Below are 19449 nucleotides of genomic sequence, written 5' to 3'. Positions count from 1 at the left end.
GTGCCTGCCGTGTCCTCCCCGATCGACGGTCCCCGGCCGCCGGCCAGCGCGCCGGCGGCGTCGCGTTCAGCGGGGGCGCTCGCGCCCGAGCCGCTGCTGGCGCGGATCGCCGACGGCGACGTCGCCGTGGCCCTGACCTTCGCCGGCCAGGGCAGCGACGTGCTGGAGGAGCTGGCGGCGCTGGTCGCGGCCAACCCGCTGCTGCTCGACCGGCTGGCGGCGGCCGAGCGGCTGCTCGGCGCGCTGGCCGCGAGCCCCGCCGGCGAGGCCTCGGGCCGCTTCCGTCACGGGCTGGCGCTGCAGGACTGGGTGCTCGACCCCGAGGCCGCGCCGCCGCGCGAGTACCGGGTTCAGGCGGCGGTCTCCTACCCGCTGATCCTGCTGACCCAGGCGCTGCTCTGGGAGCAGCTGGCCGCCGACGGCCTGGCCGCCGCACTGGCCGCGCCCGCCGCCCGTCCGGTCGCCGTCGCCGGCCACTCGCAGGGGCTGCTGGCGGCGCTGCTGGTGGCCGAGGCCGGCGGCCGCGCGGGGGAGGACCGCTTCCGGATCGACGACGCGCTGCTGGAGCGCCACCTGCGCTACGCCTTCGCCCAGGGGCTGGCGATGGCCGCCACCGCCGAGCCGGGCGGCGACGACCCCGAGCTGGCGCCGCTGGTCGCCCTCGACGGTCCGCGGCCGCAGCGGATCGGGCCGCTCCTCGACGCCGCCAACGCGCGCTTGGGCGCCGACGACCAGGTCCACGTGGCGCTGGTCAACGGCCCGACCACGACCGTCGTCGGCGGCACCCGCGCCGGCCTCGCCGAGCTGCGGCGGACGATCGCCGAGCAGACCGAGGCGGAGCAGGAGGCTCGCCGGCGGGGCGCCCGCGGTGGCGCGCCGCTGCACGTCGCCTGGAACCCGCTGCCGGTCGACGTCGCCTTCCACACCCCGCGCCTGAGCGCCGCCCGCGAGCGCTTCGCCGGCTGGCTGGCGAGCGACGGCGCCGGGCTGCTGGCGCCCGCCGAGCGGCTGGCCCTGCCGGTCCTCTCGCCGCGCGACGGCCACGACCTGCGGGCGGCCGACGACCTGACCGCGGCGGTCCTGGCCGCCCAGTTCGACGCCCCGCTGCGCTGGGACCGGACGGTCGCGGCGCTGGCCGAGCGCGGCGCCGACTGGCTGCTCGACCTCGGTCCCGGTACGGCGGTCGCGCGGCTGGCCGGGGCCAGCCTGCGCGGCAGCGGGGTCCACGTCGTCGGGCTCGCCTCGCCCGACGGGCGGCGGGTGCTGGCGACCCCGGCCAGCGCGCCGGCCGGCCCGGGCGTCCGCTACGACGAGCTGGCGCCGGGCGTGGTCGAGCTGGCCGACGGCCGCCGTCACCTCGACACCCGCTACACCCGCCTGACCGGCCGCCCGCCGGTGATCCTGGCCGGGATGACGCCGACCACCAGCGACGCGCCGATCGTCGCGGCGGCGGCCAACGCCGGCTACGCGGCCGAGCTGGCCGGCGGCGGCCAGCCCGACCGCCGGACCTTCGAGCGGCGGATCGCCGAGCTCGGCGAGCTGCTGGAGCCGGGCCGCGAGGTCGGCTTCAACACGCTGCTGCTCGACCGCCATCTGTGGAGCCTGCACGTCGAGCGCGAGGGGCTGCTGCTGGAGGCCCGCGACGGCGGGGCGCCGCTGGCCGGCCTGACCGTCTCGGCCGGGATCCCCGAGGTCGACGAGGCGATCGCGCTGCTCGACCGGCTGGCCGCCCACGGGATGCGGCTCAACGCCTTCAAGCCGGGCACCGTCGAGCAGGTGCGGCGGACGCTGGCGATCGCCGACGCCGCCCCGCACCACGTCCTCTGCGTCCAGATCGAGGGCGGCCAGGGCGGCGGCCACCACTCGTGGGAGGACCTCGAGGAGCTGCTGCTGGAGACCTACCACGAGCTGCGCCGGCGCGAGAACGTGCTGGTCGTGGCCGGCGGCGGGATCGGCACCCCCGAGCGGGCCCGCGAGCTGCTGCTGGGGGAGTGGTCGCGGCGCCACGGCCAGCGGCCGATGCCGGTCGACGCGGTGCTGGTCGGGACGGCGGCGATGGCCGTCCGCGAGGCCGCCGCCTCGCCGCAGGTCAAGCAGGCGCTGGTCGACGCGCCCGGCGCCGACCGCTGGATCCCGCGGACCGCGGTCGCCGGCGGCGTCACCTCGGCCACCAGCAACCTCAACGCCGACATCCACCTGCTGGAGAACAGCGCCGCCCGCGCCGGCAAGCTGCTGCAGGAGGTCGCCGGCGACGAGCGGGCGGTCTGGGAGCGGCGGGACGAGATCGTGGCCGCGCTGGCGCGGACGGCGAAGCCCTACTTCGGCGACCTCGAGCGGATGCCCTACCTGGCCGTGCTGGAGCGGCTGGTGGAGCTGCTGGCCACCGGCCGTCACGGCCGCTACGACGACGGCGCCTGGGGCCATCCGAGCTGGCGGGCGCGGGCGCTGGCCGTCTTCCGCCGCGCCGCCGCCCGGCTCGATCCGGCCGAGGCGGGGGCGATCGTGCCGCCGGTCGCCGTCGCCGCCGACCTCGACGACCCGGCCGCGGCGTTGGCCCACTTCGGCGACCGCTACCCGGCCGCGGCGACTACGCTGCTGCACCCGGCCGACGCCCAGCACGTGCTGGAGGTCTGCGACCGGCCCGGCAAGCCGGTGCCGTTCGTGCCGGTGCTCGACGCCGAGGTCCGCCGCTGGTACATGGCCGACGGGCTCTGGCAGGCGCAGGACGACCGCTGGGACGCCGACGCGGTGTTCGTGATCCCGGGGCCGTGGTCGGTCGGCGGGATCGAGCGCGCCGACGAGCCGGTGGCCGAGCTGCTGGCCCGCTTCGAGGCCGCGGCGATCGCCGCCGTCGAGGATCCGGCGACGGTCGTCCGCCGCGACCGGCTGGGCGATCCCGGCCCGCTCGGCGGCCCGGCGGCGGCGCTCGCCCACGGCTGCCGCGGGCCGGTCGCGGCGCTGCTGAGCGCACCGTCGGTGACGCTGCCCGGCGCCGACGGCGGCCGCGCCCGGAGCGCGGTCAACCCGCTGGCGCGGCTGCTGCGGACCGGCGACGAGCTGCACGCCGAGCGCGACGGCGACGAGCTGCTGCGGGTGGTCGCGCGGCCGCGGCGCGGGGCCGACGGCGAGCAGCTGGTGGTCGAGCGCGACGGCGACGACGGCGCGCGGCTGGGGGTGCTGCTGCCGGCCGTCGACGGCGAGCCACAGGCGCTGACCGTCCGCTACCGGACGCTGCCCGCGCCGGGGGCGGTCGCCGAGGTCGACGGCGTCGCCGCCCGCGCCGCCTTCGCCGCCCGGGCGCTCGATCCCGCCGCGCGCGGCGCCCGCTGGGCCTTCGATCCCGCCCAGGCGGCCGGCTACGCGGCGGCGACCGGCGCCCGCCACGGCGACGTCCCGGTCGACCTGGCGCTGTCGCTGGCGTGGCCGGCGGTGGCCGCGCGGCTGGCCGAGGATCCGGCGATCGCCGCCCGCCTGGCCGAGCTCGTCCACGGCCGCCACGAGGTCGCGCTCGGCGAGGCCTGGCCGCCGCGTCCGGGACAGGCCGGTCCGGTCGACGCGCGGGTGGTCGAGGTCGAGGACCCGACCGACGGACCGACCCGGATCCGGGTCGCCGCGCGGATCCTCGACGACGCCGGCGGGCCGCCGCTGGCGACGGTCCGCGCCGAGCTGGTGCTGCTCGGCCACGACGCCGTCAGCGGCGAGCGGCTGCGCCGCGACGGTCGCCACGACCGCGAGCTGCGCCTGGCCGGGGCGCCCGAGGCCGAGCTGCTGGCCGCCGCGCCCTGGCTGCGCTGGCACGACGGCGCCGTGCCGGCCGCCGGCGAGCGGCTGCGGCTGTGGGCGACGACCGCGCTGCGGGTCGCCCGCGACGGCGCGGTCCACGTTCACGCCGCGGGCGAGGTCGAGCGCGACGGCGAGCCGGTCGCCACGATCGCCCTCGACGAAGCCCGCGCGGCCGACCCGGCGGCCCCGCCGATCCACCCGGTCGAGCGGCTGCTGGAGCTGCTGGCCCCCGCCGGACCGCCGCTTTACGCTCGCCCGCGGCGGACCCTGGCCCGGGCCGAGGACGTCGCCCCCGAGTCGCTGCGCGCCTTCGCCCGGATCGGCGGTGACCACAACCCGCTCCACCGCTGCGTGCTCGGCGCGCGGCTGGCCGGGCTCGACGCCCCGATCGTGCACGGGGCGTGGACCGCGGCCCGCGCCTCGGCGTTCGTGGTCGACGCGCTCGCCGACGGCGACGCGACCGCGCTCGAGCGCTGGAGGGTGCGGTTCCTGGCCCCGGTCGCTCCCGGCGCGCTGCTCGAGCTGGAGGCGGTCCGGACCGGCGTCCGCGACGGCCGCCGGCTGGTCGAGGTGCGGGTGGTGGTCGACGGCCAGGACGTCGCGCTCGGCGAGGCGGTCTTGCGCCCCGCCGCCCGCCGGCCGCGGGCGCTGCTGCTGCCCGGCCAGGGGATCCAGCGGCGCGGTCTGGGGGAGGAGGGCCGCAGCCGCTCGGCCGCCGCCCGCGCGGTCTGGCGCCAGGCCGACGCGATCGCCCGCGAGCGGCTGGGGCTGCCGCTGCTCGACGTCGTCGCCCGCGACCCGGCCGCGGTCCGGCTGGCCGACGGTCGCACGCTGCGCCACCCCGACGGCGTCCTCCAGCGGACCGAGGTCACCCAGGTGGCGCTGGTCGCGCTGGCCGCCGCCCAACTGGCCGAGCTGCGGGCCGAGGGCGTGCTGCCGGCCGACGGGCTCGGCCCCGGCGTCGTCGCCGCCGGCCACAGCGTCGGCGAGTTCTCCGCCCTCCACGCGCTCGGGGTGCTCGACCTGGAAGCGGCGCTGACGCTGGTCCACGCCCGCGGGCGCGCGATGCAGGCCTGCGTCCCACGCGACGCCGACGGCGCGTCGCGCTACCGGATGGCGGTCGTCTCGCCGCGCGCCGCCGGCACCGACGAGGCCGGGCTGCTGGCCGCGGTCGCCGCGCTGCGGGCGGAGGGGACGTGGCTGGAGGTGGTCAACCACAACGCCCGCGACCGCCAGTACGCGGTCGTCGGCGAGGCCGCGGCGCTCGACGCGCTGGCCGCGCGGCTGGGGCCGGCGGTCGGCGGCCGCGGCAGCACGCCGCTGCGGCGGTTGCCGGGGATCGACGTGCCCTTCCACTCCAGCGTGCTGGCGCCGGCGGTCGACCGCTTCCGGCCGGCGGTCGAGGCGGCGATCGGGATGGTCGACCACCGGCGGCTGGTTGGGCGCTGGATCCCGAACCTGGTCGGGCGGCCGTTCGCCCTCGACGGGGAGTTCGCGGCCGCGGTCGAGCGCCAGATCGGGATCGCGCCGGCGACCGGCGGCGACGCCGACGCGCGGGCGCGGGCGCTGCTGGTGCTGCTGCTGAGCCACCAGCTGGCCGCGCCGGTGCGCTGGATCGCGACCCAGGAGGCGCTGCTGGCGCCGGCCGCGGTCGGCGGGCTCGGCGTCGGCGAGCTGGTCGAGGTCGCTCCCGGCCACGCGACGGTCCTCTCCGGCCTGGCCCGCCCGGGGCTGCCCGAGGGCGTGGCCCTGCGCCACGTCGAGCACGACCGCGAGCGGCTGCTGGAGCGCGACGAGGCCGAGGCGGCCCCGACCCCGCCGGTGGACGACGAGCCGGCGCAGCCCGCGCCGATCGCCGCGCCCGCCCCGACCCCGCCGCCGACCGCCGCGACCGCTGCCCCCGCCACCGACCGCCCGGTCGACGCCGGCGACGCGCTGCGGCTGGTGCTCGCCCTCCAGGCCCGGATCCGGCTCGACCAGGTGCCGGACGACGAGACGATCGACGAGCTGTTCCAGGGCGTCTCCTCGCGTCGCAACCAGGTGCTGATCGACCTCGGCCGCGAGTTCTCGCTCTCGGGGGCCGAGGGCGCCCAGCAGCAGACGATCGGCGAGCTGGTCGCGACCCTCCGCGAGCGCGGCGAGCGCTACCGCTTCCCCGGCGACTACCTGCGCGAGGCGCTGGCCAGCGGCGTCGCCCGCGCGCTCGGCCGCTCCGGCCTGGCCCGCGAGCAGGCGGTCGAGCACCTGCGCGGCGCCTGGGACCTGGCCCCGGGGCTGGCCGACCAGGTGCTGGCGCGGCTGGCGCTCGACACCCGTGACGGCCCCTCGGCCCGCGGCGACGCGCTGGCGCGGCTGCGCGACGGCGCCCCGACCAGCCCGGCCGCGGCCCGCGAGCTGCTCGACCGGGCCGCCGCGCTGACCGCCGCCGACCTCGGCCTGCGGCTGGAGCAGCGACGGGCCGAGGACCCCGCCGCCGGCCCGGCCGTCGTCGCCGAGCACGTCGAGCGGGCGCTGATCGACGCCTCGCGGACGCTGGCCGCCGCGCTCGGCCGGCCGTTCCCGGACGAGGACGCGCCGCCCGCCGCGCCCGACCCCGGCGGCGAGCGGCTGGCCGCGCTCGACGCCGAGCTGGGCCGCGACCGCGCCGCCGCCGTCGCCCCGCGCTTCGACGCCCGCCGTCACGTGCGGCTGGCCGGCGCCTGGGCCGCCGCCCGCTGGGACCTGGTCCGGCTCTTCCACGACGCCCTCGACGAGCGGATCGACGGCGAGCGGCAGCGGGCGATCGGCGACCGGATCGCCCAGCACGCGGGCGATCCCGCCGTGGCGGCGACCGCCCGCTGGCTGGCCGCCCGCGCCCGCGCCCACGGCCGCGACCAGCTGGCGACGCTGCTCGACGGGCTGGCGGAGCCGCGCCGGACCGCGCTGCCGGTCGCCGGCGTCCGGCCGGCGGCGGTCGTCGCGCACGGCGCGGTGCCGCGGGCCGAGGAGCGGCCCGACGACGTCCGTCCCGACGACCTGCTGGCCGCCCTCCGCGCCGGCGCCGGTCCGCTGCGGGTCGCCGATCCGGCGCTGGCCGCCGCGCTCGCCGAGCGGCTGGAGGAGAGCCGCCGCGTCCCGACCGACCTGCGCGGCGAGGTCGCGCTGGTGACCGGCGCCAGCCCCGGCTCGATCGCCGCCGCGCTGGTCCGGCGGCTGCTGCGGGCGGGGGCGACGGTGGTCGTCACCAGCTCCGGCCTCGACCGCGAGCGGCGGGCCTTCTACCGCGAGCTGCACCGCGAGGCCGCCGCGCCCGGGGCCGAGCTGCACCTGCTGCCGGCCAACCTGGCCTCGTTCGCCGACGTCGACGCGCTGGTCGCCTGGCTGGCGGCGCCGGTCGTCGTCCAGCGCCAGCGGCCCGACCTGGCGCTGCCGCCGCTGGTGCCGACGATCGTGGCGCCGTTCGCCGCGGCCGTCGAGGAGGGCGGGCTGGAGCAGGCCGGCGCCGGCTCCGAGGCCGCGTTCCGGCTGCAGCTGCTGGGCGTCGAGCGGCTGATCGCCGCGGTCGCCGCCCACGCCAGCGAGCAGCGGCCGGCGACGGTGCTGCTGCCGCTGTCCCCCAACCACGGCGACTTCGGCGGCGACGGCGCCTACGCCGAGACCAAGGCCGGGCTCGAGGTGCTGCTGCGGCGCTGGCGCAGCGAGCGCGGCTGGGGCGCGCGGACGGCGATCGTCGCGCCGCGGATCGGCTGGGTCCGCGGGACCGGGCTGATGGCCGCCGCCGACGCGGTCGCGCCGCTGGTCGAGGAGCGGCTGGGCGTGCGGACCTTCACCCCCGACGAGCTCGGGTGGCTGCTGGAGGGCCTGGTCGCCGGCCCCGTCGCCGCGGCCGCGCGGCGGGCGCCGGTGGTGGTCGAGGCGAGCGGCGGGCTCGACGCCGTCGCCGACCTCCGCGCCGGCCTCGACCCGCTGATCGACGAGCTGCGCCAGCGGGCGCTCGACGGCGACCGCCGCCGCCAGCTGGAGCGGGCGCTGGCCCCGCCCGCGGCCGCCGGTCCGGCGACCGTCGACGCGCTGCCGTCGCCCGGCACCGACCGCGCGCCGGCCGCGGCCGGCGGCGACGGACCACGCCCGGCGGTCGACCCGCGCGAGCTGGTGGTGATCGTCGGCAGCGGCGAGCTGGGGCCGGCCGGCAGCGGCCGCACCCGCTTCGCGCTCGAACGCGACGGCGCGCTGCCGCCGGCGGCGATCGCCGAGCTGGCCTGGCTCTGCGGCCTCGTCCGCCACGAGCTGGACCGCTACCGCGGCCGCTGGGTCGACGCCGCCAGCGGCGACGAGGTGCCCGAGGCCGAGCTGGCCGCCCGCTACGGCGACGCGGTCCGCGAGCGGATCGGCGTCCGGCCGCTGGAGGACGACGGCACGATCGACCCCGCCGGCCACGCCGTGCTGGCCCCGGTCGCGTCCGGCGAGCCGGTCGCCTTCACCGTCGACGACGAGGCGACCGCCCGCTCGTTCCTGGCCGCCGACCCCGAGGGCGCGCGGATCGCGCGGACCGCCGACGGCGGCTGGCGGGTGACGCTGCGGGCCGGCGCCCGGATCCGGGTCGAGCGGCGCGAGCCCCACCGGCGGCGGGTCGCCGGGCAGCTGCCGCGCGGGCTCGACCTGGCGCGGCTGGGGGTGCCGGCCGACCTGCTGGCCAGCGCCGACCGGATGGCGCTGGTCAACCTGGCCTGCACCAGCGAGGCGTTCGCCGCCGCCGGGCTCGAGCCGGAGGAGCTGCTGGCGCACGTCCACCCGACGCTGGTGGCCAACACGCAGGGCTGCGGGCTCGGCGGGATGGCGTCGCTGCGGCGGCTGCTGCTCGACCACCTGCTCGACGAGGAGCGCCAGCCCGACCGGATCCAGGAGTCGCTGGGCAACGTCGTCGCCGCCCACGTCGTCCAGTCGTACGTCGGCTCGTACGGGCCGATGGTCCACCCGGTCGCGGCCTGCGCGACCGCGGCGGTCTCGCTGGAGGAGGCCCACGACAAGATCCGCGCCGGCAAGGCGCTGGCGGTGCTGGCCGGCGGCTTCGACGACCTCACGCCCGAGGGCCTGATCGGCTTCGGCGACATGGGCGCGACCGCCGACAGCGACGAGCTGGAGGCGATGGGGATCGAGCCGGACGAGGCGTCGCGGCCCGGCGACCTGCGGCGGCGCGGCTTCGTCGAGGCCCAGGGCGGCGGCTCGCTGCTGGTCGTCCGCGGCGACGTGGCGCTGGAGCTGGGGCTGCCGGTGCGGGCGGTGCTGGCCTACGCCGGATCGTTCGCCGACGGCGTCCAGCAGTCGATCCCGGCACCCGGCCTCGGGGTGCTCGGCGCGGCCACCGGCGGGCCCGACTCGCCGCTGGCGACGGCGCTGGCGCGGCTCGGGTTGGGGGCCGACGACGTCGGGGTGGTCTCGAAGCACGACACCTCGACCGAGATCAACGACCCGCACGAGGCCGACCTCCACGACCGGATCCAGACGGCGCTCGGCCGCACGCCCGGCAACCCGCTGCTGGTCGTCTCGCAGAAGGCGGTCACCGGCCACAGCAAGGGCGGCGCGGCCGCCTGGCAGGTCGACGGGGTGCTGCGGATGATGGAGACCGGCGTGGTGCCGGGCAACCGCCACCTGGAGAGCCCCGACCGGCTGCTGCGCGAGAGCGCCCACCTGGCGGTCGGCGACCGGCCGCTGGCGCGGGCGGCGGCCGAGCCGCTGCGGGCGGCGCTGGTCACGAGCCTCGGCTTCGGCCACGTCGGCGCGCTGCTGGCGCTGGCCCACCCGGACGTCTTCCTGGCCGCGATCCCCGACGACCAGCGCGAGGACTACCGCGCGCGGGCGGCGGCGCGGCGGGCCGACGGGGCCCAGCGGCTGCTGGCGGCGCGCTTCGGGCGGCCGCTGGTGGTCCGCCGCGACGACCGCCGGATCGCCGCCGACGGGGACGACGCCGGCGGCGCGCGCGAGGCCGAGGCGCGGGCGATCCTCGATCCCGCCACCCGCCTGCGCGACGGCGCGCTGCGGCCGCCGGCGGACGACGGCCCGGAGCGGGCGCGGTGACCGTCGTCGGGCTCGGCCTCGACGTGGTCGACGTGGCCGGCTTCCGGGCCCAGCTCGACCTGCCCGGCAGCGGCTTCGTGGCCGCCACCTTCACCGCCGCCGAGCAGCGGGCGGCGGCCACGGGGGCGGGGGAGACGGCCCTGCGGCTGGCGGCCCGCTTCGCCGCCAAGGAGGCGTTCGTGAAGGCCTGGTCGGCCGCCCGCCGCGGCCGGCCGCCGGCGCTGGCGGCGGTCGACCTGCGCCAGATCGAGGTCGTCGACGACGGCTTCGGACGGCCGGCGCTGCGCTTCCACGGCGCGGTCGCGGCGGCGCTGACGGCGCTCGCGACCGAGCACGGCGGCCCGCCGGTCGCCCACCTCTCGCTCAGCCACGACGGGCCGGTCGCGGCCGCCACGGTGGTGCTCGACGTCGCCCCCGAACGGCTCGGCGCGGCCCCCGGATCAACAAGGTAGGGTGCCCTTAATGTCGTTTGGATTCCCCCCGTCGCGGCCGCTGGTCGCGAGCGCCACCGCCGTCCTGCTGCTCTCCGGAGCGGGCACGGCGTGGGCCGCGTCGTCGAAGCAGGTCAACGCCTCGGGCACGGTCAAGCTCCACCACCGCGAGCCGGCGACGAAGAAGATCGAGCAGCGCGGCAGCGTCCGCGGGACCCCGTTCGGCAGCGGCTCGCTGACCCTGCGCTCGAAGCTCGCCGCCCGCAAGAAGCTGGCCTTCTCCGTCCGCTTCTCGACCCGCGCCGGCGCGGTCGTCGGCAGCGGCACGGCGACCGTCTCCACCTCCGGCTCGCGCAGCAGCTTCCGCGGCACGCTCCGGATCACCGGCGGCAGCGGCCGCTACCGCGGGATCTCGCGCTCGACGCTGACCGTCTCCGGCAGCGGCGACAGCAGCTCGCGCTCGACCACGGTCCGGTTCTCCGGCCGCGTCCGCTACTAGCCGTCCACCCCCTCGACCCGGAGCCCGCCGTGCGCCGCCTGTTCGCCCTGCTCGTCACCCTCGCCGCGACCCTCGCCCTCGCGCCCGCCGCCAACGCCGCCGCCACCCGCGTGGTGGCGCTGGAGTGGGACGCCGTCGAGGGCCTCTCGGCGCTCGGCGTGACCCCGGTCGGGATCGCCGACGCCCGCGGCTACGACGCGTTCGTCCGCGCCCCGCGGCTGAAGGGCGGCGAGGACGTCGGTCTCCGCCAGGCCCCGAGCCTGGAGAAGATCCGCGCCCTGCGGCCGGACCTGATCGTCGTCCCCGACTACCGCTCGACCAGCAACCTGGCCGAGCTGCGGAAGATCGCCACCGTGCTGGTGACGACCCCGTACCCGGCCGGCGGCGGCAACGGCGCCCAGTTCCAGGCGATGGTCAACGACTTCCGGCGGATCGCCGCCGCGGTCGGCAAGAGCGGCGAGGGCGAGACCGTCCTGCGGCGGATGAAGCAGCGCTTCGCCGCCCAGAAGAAGGCGCTGCGGAAGAAGCGCCGCCACGGCGCCGGCGTCGTGATCGCCGAGCCGGGCGGCACCACCAGCGCCCCGGCCCTGCGGCTGATGACCAACAACTCGCTGGCGGCCGAGGTCGTCCGCCGGATCGGGCTCAGGAACGCCTGGGGCGGCCGCAACACCCGCTTCGGCTTCACCACCAGCGGGATCGGCGCGCTGGCCAAGGTCAAGTCCTCGCAGTGGCTGGCCTTCGTCTACCTGGAGCAGTACCGGACCCAGATCCAGAAGTTCCGCGAGCTGCCGGCGTTCGCCAAGCTGCCGGTCGTGCGGGCGCGCCACTACCGCAACCTGGCCGACAAGCTCTGGCTCTACGGCGGCCCGATCTCGACCACGCAGATCGCCGACGAGGTCAGCCGCGCCATCCGGCGCGGCTGAGCCGGCCGCGCGGCGGCGCGGGCGACCGGGGGATGCGATCACGGACCGTCCTGCTGGGCGCGCTCGGGCTCGTCGCGCTGCTGCTGGCGGCGCTCGCCGACCTCGCCCAGGGCAACGAGGGCGCGTCGCTCTCCGCGGTCCTGCACGGCCTGGTCGGCGACCGCGACGGGCTCGGGCTCGACCAGCAGTTCGTGGTCGACATCGCGCTCGAGCTGCGCGGCTCGCGGGCCGCGGCCGGCGCGCTGGCGGGGGCGACCCTGGCCGGCTCGGCGGTGCTGCTGCAGTCGCTGACCCGCAACCCGCTGGCCGAGCCCGCGACCCTCGGCCTCTCGGCCGGCGGCGCGCTGGCGGTGACCGTCGTCGCCGCCTTCACCACCGTCGCGCCGGGCGCGCCGACGATCGCCGTCGCCTTCGTCGGGGTCGCGCTGGCGACCGCGCTGATTGGCGTGCTGGCGCTGGCCGGCGGCAGCAGCCCGGTGCGGCTGGTGCTGGCCGGGATGGCGATCGCGCTGGCGCTGGGCGCGATCGCCGGCGGGATCCGGCTGCTGCGCGAGACCGAGACCAGCTCGCTGTTCCTGTGGGGCGCCGGCAGCACCGCCCAGGCCGGCTGGGGCCCGGTCCGGACCGGGGCGCTGATCGCCGCCGGCACCGCGCTGGTGGCGCTGCTGCTGACGCGGGCGCTCGACGTGGCGGTGCTCGGGGAGGAGCGCTCGCGGGCGCTCGGCCTGCGGGTCGGCCGTACCCGCGCGCTGGCGGTGCTGGTCGCCGCGGTGCTGGCCGCGGTCTCGATCGGGATCGCCGGCCCGTTCGCCTTCGTCGGCGTGCTGGCGGTCGGGATCGCCCGCCTCAGCCGGCCGCGCGGCCACCTCGGCCTGCTGCTGGTCTCGCTGCCGTGGGGCGCGGCGATCGTGCTCGCCGCCGACGTGCTGGCGCGGCTGCTGCTGGGGACCGAGGAGGAGACCCCGGCCGGGATCCTCTGCGCGCTGCTCGGCGCGCCGGTCCTGATCGTCGTCGCCCGGCGGCTGCGCGACGGCGGCCGGCCGCCGCTCGACCGCGCCGGCGGGATCGCCCGCTGGCGGCCGCGGGCGGTGCTGGCGCTGGCCGCCCTGACGCCGCTGGCGCTGCTGGCCGGGCTGGCCGTCGGGGCGACGGTGCTGGATCCGGCCGCGCTGCTGCGGGGGATCGTCGACCGCTCCAGCGACGCGGCGGCGATCGTCGACGGCCGCGCCGGGCGGCTGGCCGTCGCGCTGGCCGCCGGGGCGGCGCTGGCCTGCTCCGGCGTGCTGCTCCAGACCGCGGTCCGCAACCCCTTCGCCGGGCCGGAGCTGATCGGGGTCACCGGCGGCGCCAGCGTCGGCGCCTTCCTGGTCCTGCTCGTCCACCCGGGCGCCTCGCGCTGGGTGCTGCCGGCGGCCGCCTTCGCCGGCTCGCTGGCGGCGATGCTGGTGGTGCTGCTGGCCGCCGGCCGCCACCGGGCCTCGCCCCAGCGGCTGGCGCTGATCGGGCTCTCGGTGACGGCGGCGACGGCGGCGATCACCACCCTGATGGTGCTCCAGGCCCAGCCGGCCGCGGCCCAGGCGATCACCTGGCTGGCCGGCTCGACCTACGCCACCGACTGGTCCGACCTGCTGGTCGTGGCGCCGGCGACGGCGATCCTGACCGGCGTCGCGCTGCTGGTCGCCGACCACCTCGACGTGCTCGCGCTCGACGACGAGCTGGCCCGCTCGCTGGGGCTGCCGGTCGGCCGCGCGCGGGTCGCGGTGCTGGTGCTCGGCGCGGCGATCGCCGCGGTCGCGGTCGCGGTCGTCGGCGCGGTCGCCTTCCTCGGCCTGCTGGCCCCGCACCTGGCGCGGCTGCTGGCCGGCGGCAGCCACCGGCGGCTGATCCCGGTCGCGATGGCGCTCGGCGCGCTGCTGCTGGGCCTGGCCGACGTCCTCGGCCGCTCGGTCGACCCGCCGCTGGAGCTGCCGGCCGGGCTGGTCGTGGCCGTGATCGGCGCCCCCTGCTTCGCGTTCATGCTCTGGCGCAGCCGCGCCGCCGCCTGACCCCACGACCCCCGCGATCGCCATGACCCCGAACGACGCTCCCGCCACCGCGACGCCCGCCCTCGAGGCCCGTGGCGCGACCGTGGCCTACGGCGAGCGGACCGTGCTCGACGGGCTCGACGTGGCGCTGCCGGCCGGCCGCGTGACGGCGATCGTCGGCGCCAACGCCTGCGGCAAGTCGACGCTGCTGCGGGCGCTGGCGCGGATCGTGCCGCTGCGCGCGGGCGAGGTGCGGCTGGCGGGGGAGGACGTCTCCGCGCTGGCCCCGCGGGCGCTGGCGCGGCGGCTCGGCTTCCTGCCCCAGTCGCCGGTCCCGCCCGAGGGCCTGAGCGTCCGCGAGCTGGTCGCCCGCGGCCGCTTCCCGCACCTGCGGCTGGGCCGCCGGCCGTCGGCCGAGGACCGCGAGCGGGTCGCCTGGGCGCTGGCCGCGACCGCCACCGAGGAGCTGGCCGAGCGCCCGCTGGAGGCGCTCTCCGGCGGTCAGCGGCAGCGGGCGTGGATCGCGATGGCGCTGGCCCAGGACACCGAGATCCTGCTGCTCGACGAGCCGACGACCTACCTCGACCTGGCCCACCAGCTGGATGTGCTGGAGCTGCTGCGCGACCTCAACCGCGACCAGGGCCGGACGGTGGTGATGGTGCTCCACGACCTCAACCAGGCCGCCCGCTACGCCGACCACCTGGTGGCGATGGCCGACGGCGCCGTGGTGGCCGCCGGCGACCCGGCCGCGACGGTCGACGCCGGGCTGGTCGAGCGGGTGCTCGGGGTCCGGGTCCGGATCGTCCCCGACCCGGTCACCGGGACCCCGATGGCGATCCCGCTCGGGCGTTCGGCGGCGGCGTGAGCGACCCCGCAGCGGACGAGTTTGGGCACCCTACGATCAGGCCCGGATTCTGGTACCGTCGGGCGCCCGTGACGAGCGTCGATCCGCCACCCGCGCGCGGTCCGTGGCCGCGTTGGCTGCTGGCGGCGACCTGCACCGCCGCGCTCGCCGGGGTCGCCGCGCCACCGCTGCTGGCGCCCGCCGCCCAGGGCCGCGCGGCGATCGGCAGCGAGGGGAAGAAGACCCTCGGCCGCACGATCGGCTACCTGCAGGCGGCCCAGAACCGCGACGGCGGCTTCCCGCGCGGCCGCCGCGGCGCCTCGCACCCGGGCACCAGCGTCTGGGTGGCGCTGGCCGTCGCCGCCGCCGGGATCAACCCCCAGGACCAGACCGTCCGCGGCGGCACCCGCCTCTGGGCCTACCTGGAGCGGCGCGCCCGCGACTTCGACGGCAGCGACGACCTGGCGCGGCTGGCGCTGGCCGCGGTCGCCGCCGGGGTCTCGCCGCAGGCCGTCGGCGGCCGCGACCTGATCGCCGCGCTGCGCGAGCGGCAGGCCGCCGACGGCTCGCTGCCGAGCCGTGCCGGCGGCGGCGCCTCGATCGAGGCGACCGCCTGGGCCGTGCTCGCCTTCGCCCGCTCCGACGCTCGTGAGGCCGCCACCCGTGGCGCCGCCTGGCTCGCCGGGCAGGAGGGGGCCGACGACGGCTGGGGCCTGACGCCCGGCGCGTCCTCCGAGGCGCCGGTCACCGGCCTGGTGCTGCAGGCGCTCGGCGTCAGCGACCGCGCCGCCCACCGCACCCGGATCGACGCCGGCGTCTCGTTCCTGCGCGGGCTGCAGTCGCGCAACGGGGCGATCCGCTTCTCCGCGGTCGGGGCCTCCGACCCGGTCTCGACCGCGTTCGCGATCCAGGGCGCGCTGGCCGCCGGGCAGGACCCGCTGACCTGGTCGGACGGCGGCCGCAGCCCGCTCGACTACCTGGCCGGCCGCCAGCGCGACGACGGCAGCGTCGGCTCGCCGCTGATCTGGCGGACCGCCCAGGCGACGCCCGGCCTGGCCGCGGTGACCTTCCCGCTCCAGGCCCGCAGCCGCCGGGGCCCGACCAACGGCAGCGGCGGCGATGTCGACGGCGGCAGCGACCGCGGCGAGGACGCAGAGGTCTTCAGCCGTCCCAACGGCGGCGGCGGCTCGACCGCCGGCGGCAGCGAGGACGGCGATCGCGACGCCGGCGGCGGCCCGCGCGGCACCGGCGGCGAGCCCCGCAGCGGCCTGACCGCGTCGAACGGCAACGCCGACGGCGGCCAGAGCAGCCGCGAGACCCGCGACCAGCAGACCCGTGGCAGCGACGACCGCGGCGCGGCGGCTCCGCCGACCCCGGCCGGCGGCGACGGGGGCAGCGGCGGCGGCGACGTCTCCGGCACCGTCGTCGGCGCGACCGAGGCCGCCTCCGGCGATCCGACCGCGGCCGGCGGCGCCGCGCCCTCGCTGCGCGGCCGCGACGAGGGCGGGCCCGACGCGCCGCTGATCCTCGGCGGCGCGATGGTGCTGCTGCTGGTCGTCGGCGGCGCGCTGGAGCGGCGCCCCGCCCGCCAGGAGCTGGTCGCATGATCGTGCCGGTCGCCGAGCTCGAGATCGTCAACGACGCGCTCTCCGGGTTCGCCGAGGCGCTCGAGGTCCCGGTCCACGTGCTGGCGCTGCTGCTGCTGCTGGCGCTGGCGCTCGAGGCCGGCCGCGGCGCGGTCGAGGCCTGGCGGCGGATGCGGCCCGGCCGCGAGCGGCTGGTCGACCTGGCGCTGAACGCGCTCCGCGACCCCCGCCAGGGCCGCGAGCTGTCGCGCCGGGCTCCGACCGCGATCGCCGGCCGGGCGGTGCTGCAGATGTCGACCGCGGTCGGCACCGGCGACCCGCACGGCGCCGAGCCGGCGCTGGCCGACTTCGAGCTCGGCGTCCAGCGGCGGCTCGACCGGACGCGGATGCTGGTCCGCGCCGGACCGGCCGTCGGCCTGATGGGCACGCTGATCCCGCTCGCCCCGGGGCTCGCGGCGCTCGGCCGCGGCGACATCGCCGGGCTCGCGGCCGACCTCAAGACCGCCTTCGCGGCGACCGTCGTCGGCCTGCTCGTCGGCACCGCCTCGTTCGCGCTGACGCTCTGGCGGACGCGGGTCTACACCGAGGATCTGGCCGCGCTCGAGCGGGCGGTCGCGATCGCCGTCCCGGCCGCCCCGCCGCACGAGCGGGTGACCGCCGCCGTCGGGGAGCACCAGGCATGAGGCGGGTCGGGCTCGGCCGCCACGGGCAGCTCGACAGCGACGTCGGCGATCCGCTCGACGGGCTCGTCAACCTCTTCGACGTCGGGATCGTGCTGGCGGTCGCGTTCCTGATCGCCGGCCTCGGGCTGGCGATCGACCCGAAGACCGGCGCGGTCGAGAAGCGGCCGACCACCACCAGCCCGACGCAGGGACAGGAGCGGACCTTGACCACGCCCGAGCAGCCGTCGACCGCGAAGGGCCGCGGCCAGGCCGTCGGCACCGTCTACCGGCTGCCGGACGGGCGGCTGGTGCTCGTCGACCCGAACGGGAAGCCGGCCGCGCCGTGAGCACCCCGACCCCGACCCCGACCCGCACCGCCGAGCAGATCCAGGCCGCGATCGAGCGCCGCGTCGTCCGCTTCCCGCTCGCCTGCGGGCTGGTCGAGGTCGCCGCGATCGAGGACGTCACCCCGCGGATGCGGCGCTTCACCTTCGCCGGCGAGGCGCTGCGGGCGTTCCCCAACGACGAGCCGGGCGAGATCGTCACCTTCATCTGGCCGGCCGCGGGCCGGGAGGTCGTGCTGCCGGAGACGGGCTGGCGGTTCCCGCCCGAGGCCGGCGACCAGCACAGCCGCAACTACACGGTCCGCCGCTTCGCCGCCCACGGCGAGCGGATGGAGGTCGACTTCGTGCTCCACGGCGACCACGGCCGCGCCTCGCGCTGGGCCGCCCGCGCGCAGGTCGGCGACGTGCTCGGGATCGCCGGGCCGCGGATGCACTGGGTGACCGACCTCGACGCCGAGTGGACGCTGCTGGTCGGCGACGAGACCGCGCTGCCGGCGATCGGCGCGATCGTCGAGCAGCTGCCGGCCGGCCATCCGACGGTCGCGATCGTCGAGGTCGCCGACGGCGCCGAGCAGCAGCGGTTCGACGCCGCCTGCGACCTCGACCTGCGCTGGCTGCACCGCGACGGCGCCCCGGCCAGCGGCGGCTCGCGGCTGGTCGAGGCGGTCCGCCAGGCGACGCTGCCCAGCGGCCGGGCGAAGGTCTGGGCCGCCGGCGAGTCGCTGGCGATCCGCGACGTCCGCGAGCACCTGCGGGACGAGCGCGGGCTGCCGCCGGAGACGCTGCACGCGATCGGCTACTGGCGGCACCGCGACACCCCCGACGATGTGGTCTGAGCCGGGGGCGATCCTCGAGCGGCAGCGGCGCCGCGAGTCCTCGGCCCGCACCTACGCCCGCTGGCTCGACGTGGTCCCGGTGCGGGCTGCGGGGGCCGAGGTCGAGGGGGCCGACGGCCGCCGCTACCTGGACTGCCTGGCCGGTGCCGGCGCGCTGCCGCTGGGCCACAACCACCCGGAGGTCGTCGCCGCGCTGCGCGACGCGCTCGACCGCGGCGCGCCGATGCAGGCGCTCGACGCGGCGACGGCCGAGAAGGACGAACTGGTCGAGACGCTGTTCGCGACCCTGCCGCCGGCCTTCCTCGCCACCGATCCGCGGATCCAGTTCTGCGGCCCGGCCGGCACCGACGCGGTCGAGGCCGCGATCAAGCTGACCCAGACCGCGACCGGCCGCGGCGGGCTGCTGGCCTTCACCGGCGGCTACCACGGAATGACCAGCGGCGCCCTGGCGGCGTCCGGCGGGGTCGCGCCGCGACGGGCGCTCGGGCGGGCCGCGCTCGACGTCGTCCGGCTGCCCTTCCCGCATCCCTACCGCTGCCCGTTCGGGCTCGGCGACCGCGACGGCGAGGTCGCCGCCGACTACGCCGAGCGGCTGCTCGACGATCCCGAGGGCGGCGTGCTGCCGGCGGCGCTGATGCTGGTCGAGCCGGTCCAGGGGGAGGGCGGCGTGGTCCCTGCCCCCGACGGCTGGCTGCGGCGGATGCGGGCGCTCTGCGATCGTCACGGCGTGCCGCTGGTGATCGACGAGGTCCAGACCGGGGTCGGCCGCACCGGCCGGCTCTGGGGCCACGAGCACGCCGGCGTGGTGCCGGACGCGCTGGTGGTCAGCAAGGCGGTCGGCGGCGGGCTGCCGCTGGCCGCGGTCGTCTACCGCGGCGACCTCGACGGCTGGGCGCCCGGGGCCCACGCCGGCACCTTCCGCGGCACGACGCTGGCGATGGTGGCCGGGGCGACGACGCTGCGGATCGTCCGCCGCGACGGCCTCGCCGAGCGGGCGGCGTCGCTCGGCGACCGGATCGCCGGCGGACTGCGGCGGGCCCTGGCCGGCCAGCCGCTGGTCGGCGAGGTCCGCGGCCGCGGCCTGATGCTGGGGGTCGAGGTGGTCGACCCGACCGTGGAGCCCGACCGGCTCGGCAGCCGTCCGCCGGCGCCGGAGCGTGCGCGGGCCGTGCGCGGCGCCTGCCTGGAGCGGGGCCTGATCGCCGAGCTGGGCGGCCGCGAGGGCAGCGTCCTGCGGCTGCTGCCGCCGCTGACCCTGACCGACGAGCAGGCCGAGCGGGTGGTCGAGACCGTGGCCGAGGCGTTCGCCGCCGCGGGGGACGAACGGTGAGCGGGCCGGGGGAGGGCGCGCCGCTGGCCGCCGACCACGCCGCGCTGCGGCCGCTGCTGGAGCGGGCGCTGGTGGCGCTGGCCGCCGGCCGCGAGCGCCGCGGGGGACCGCTGCCGGCCGGGCCGCCGGGCGC

At 78.9% G+C, this 19449-nt stretch carries 11 protein-coding genes; all 11 read left to right on the top strand.

The genetic code is table 11. The annotated features are described in order from the left end of the window. The first annotated feature begins 9 nt into the window (after positions 1–9). Positions 10–9837 (top strand): polyketide synthase, encoded by a 9828-nt coding sequence (locus tag SH587_RS12010; RefSeq protein WP_320670855.1) that lies wholly within the window; start codon positions 10–12, stop codon positions 9835–9837. Next, positions 9834–10289: a holo-ACP synthase AcpS gene (acpS, locus tag SH587_RS12005; RefSeq protein WP_320670854.1), complete on the top strand. Its 456-nt coding sequence runs from the start codon at positions 9834–9836 to the stop codon at positions 10287–10289. The genes SH587_RS12010 and acpS overlap by 4 nt, the downstream gene beginning before the upstream one ends. Positions 10290–10299: 10 nt before the next feature. Then, positions 10300–10767, top strand: a complete 468-nt coding sequence (locus SH587_RS12000; protein WP_320670853.1) for a hypothetical protein — start codon at positions 10300–10302, stop codon at positions 10765–10767. 29 nt (positions 10768–10796) lie between these two features. Beyond that, entirely contained in the window at positions 10797–11690 is an 894-nt protein-coding gene (locus SH587_RS11995) for an ABC transporter substrate-binding protein (protein ID WP_320670852.1), read from the top strand. 32 nt (positions 11691–11722) lie between these two features. After that, positions 11723–13735 carry an iron ABC transporter permease gene (locus SH587_RS11990; RefSeq protein ID WP_320670851.1) on the top strand — a complete coding sequence of 671 codons (2013 nt, stop codon included), beginning with the start codon at positions 11723–11725 and terminating at the stop codon, positions 13733–13735. Positions 13736–13757: 22 nt separating this feature from the next. Then, positions 13758–14579, top strand: a complete 822-nt coding sequence (locus SH587_RS11985; protein ID WP_320670850.1) for an ABC transporter ATP-binding protein — start codon at positions 13758–13760, stop codon at positions 14577–14579. 68 nt (positions 14580–14647) lie between these two features. Further along, positions 14648–16165, top strand: coding sequence for a hypothetical protein (locus SH587_RS11980; protein ID WP_320670849.1), 1518 nt, complete (start codon positions 14648–14650; stop codon positions 16163–16165). Then, positions 16162–16827 carry a MotA/TolQ/ExbB proton channel family protein gene (locus SH587_RS11975; RefSeq protein ID WP_320670848.1) on the top strand — a complete coding sequence of 222 codons (666 nt, stop codon included), beginning with the start codon at positions 16162–16164 and terminating at the stop codon, positions 16825–16827. The genes SH587_RS11980 and SH587_RS11975 overlap by 4 nt, the downstream gene beginning before the upstream one ends. Beyond that, complete coding sequence (locus SH587_RS11970; RefSeq protein ID WP_320670847.1) at positions 16824–17153, top strand: DUF2149 domain-containing protein; 330 nt, start codon at positions 16824–16826, stop codon at positions 17151–17153. Before SH587_RS11975 ends, SH587_RS11970 begins: the two co-directional genes overlap by 4 nt. Beyond that, complete coding sequence (locus tag SH587_RS11965) at positions 17150–17986, top strand: siderophore-interacting protein (protein ID WP_320670846.1); 837 nt, start codon at positions 17150–17152, stop codon at positions 17984–17986. The genes SH587_RS11970 and SH587_RS11965 overlap by 4 nt, the downstream gene beginning before the upstream one ends. Next, a complete protein-coding gene (locus tag SH587_RS11960) occupies positions 17976–19316 on the top strand; it encodes a diaminobutyrate--2-oxoglutarate transaminase family protein (protein ID WP_320670845.1) in 1341 nt (446 codons plus the stop codon). Before SH587_RS11965 ends, SH587_RS11960 begins: the two co-directional genes overlap by 11 nt. The last annotated feature ends 133 nt before the right edge of the window (positions 19317–19449 follow it).

It is taken from the genome of Patulibacter defluvii (assembly GCF_034096925.1).
Taxonomy (GTDB): domain Bacteria; phylum Actinomycetota; class Thermoleophilia; order Solirubrobacterales; family Solirubrobacteraceae; genus Patulibacter; species Patulibacter defluvii.
The sequence above is the reverse complement of the archived record's forward strand: the minus strand, read 5'-3'. Positions and strand labels throughout refer to the sequence as shown.

Excerpts from the sequence above, each read along its gene's own strand:
- SH587_RS12000 (WP_320670853.1), top strand. The coding sequence starts at position 10,300 with ATGTCGTTTGGATTCCCCCCGTCGCGGCCGCTGGTCGCGAGCGCCACC.
- SH587_RS11990 (WP_320670851.1), top strand. The coding sequence starts at position 11,723 with ATGCGATCACGGACCGTCCTGCTGGGCGCGCTCGGGCTCGTCGCGCTG.
- SH587_RS11985 (WP_320670850.1), top strand. The coding sequence starts at position 13,758 with ATGACCCCGAACGACGCTCCCGCCACCGCGACGCCCGCCCTCGAGGCC.
- SH587_RS11975 (WP_320670848.1), top strand. The coding sequence starts at position 16,162 with ATGATCGTGCCGGTCGCCGAGCTCGAGATCGTCAACGACGCGCTCTCC.
- SH587_RS11970 (WP_320670847.1), top strand. The coding sequence starts at position 16,824 with ATGAGGCGGGTCGGGCTCGGCCGCCACGGGCAGCTCGACAGCGACGTC.
- SH587_RS11960 (WP_320670845.1), top strand. The coding sequence starts at position 17,976 with ATGTGGTCTGAGCCGGGGGCGATCCTCGAGCGGCAGCGGCGCCGCGAG.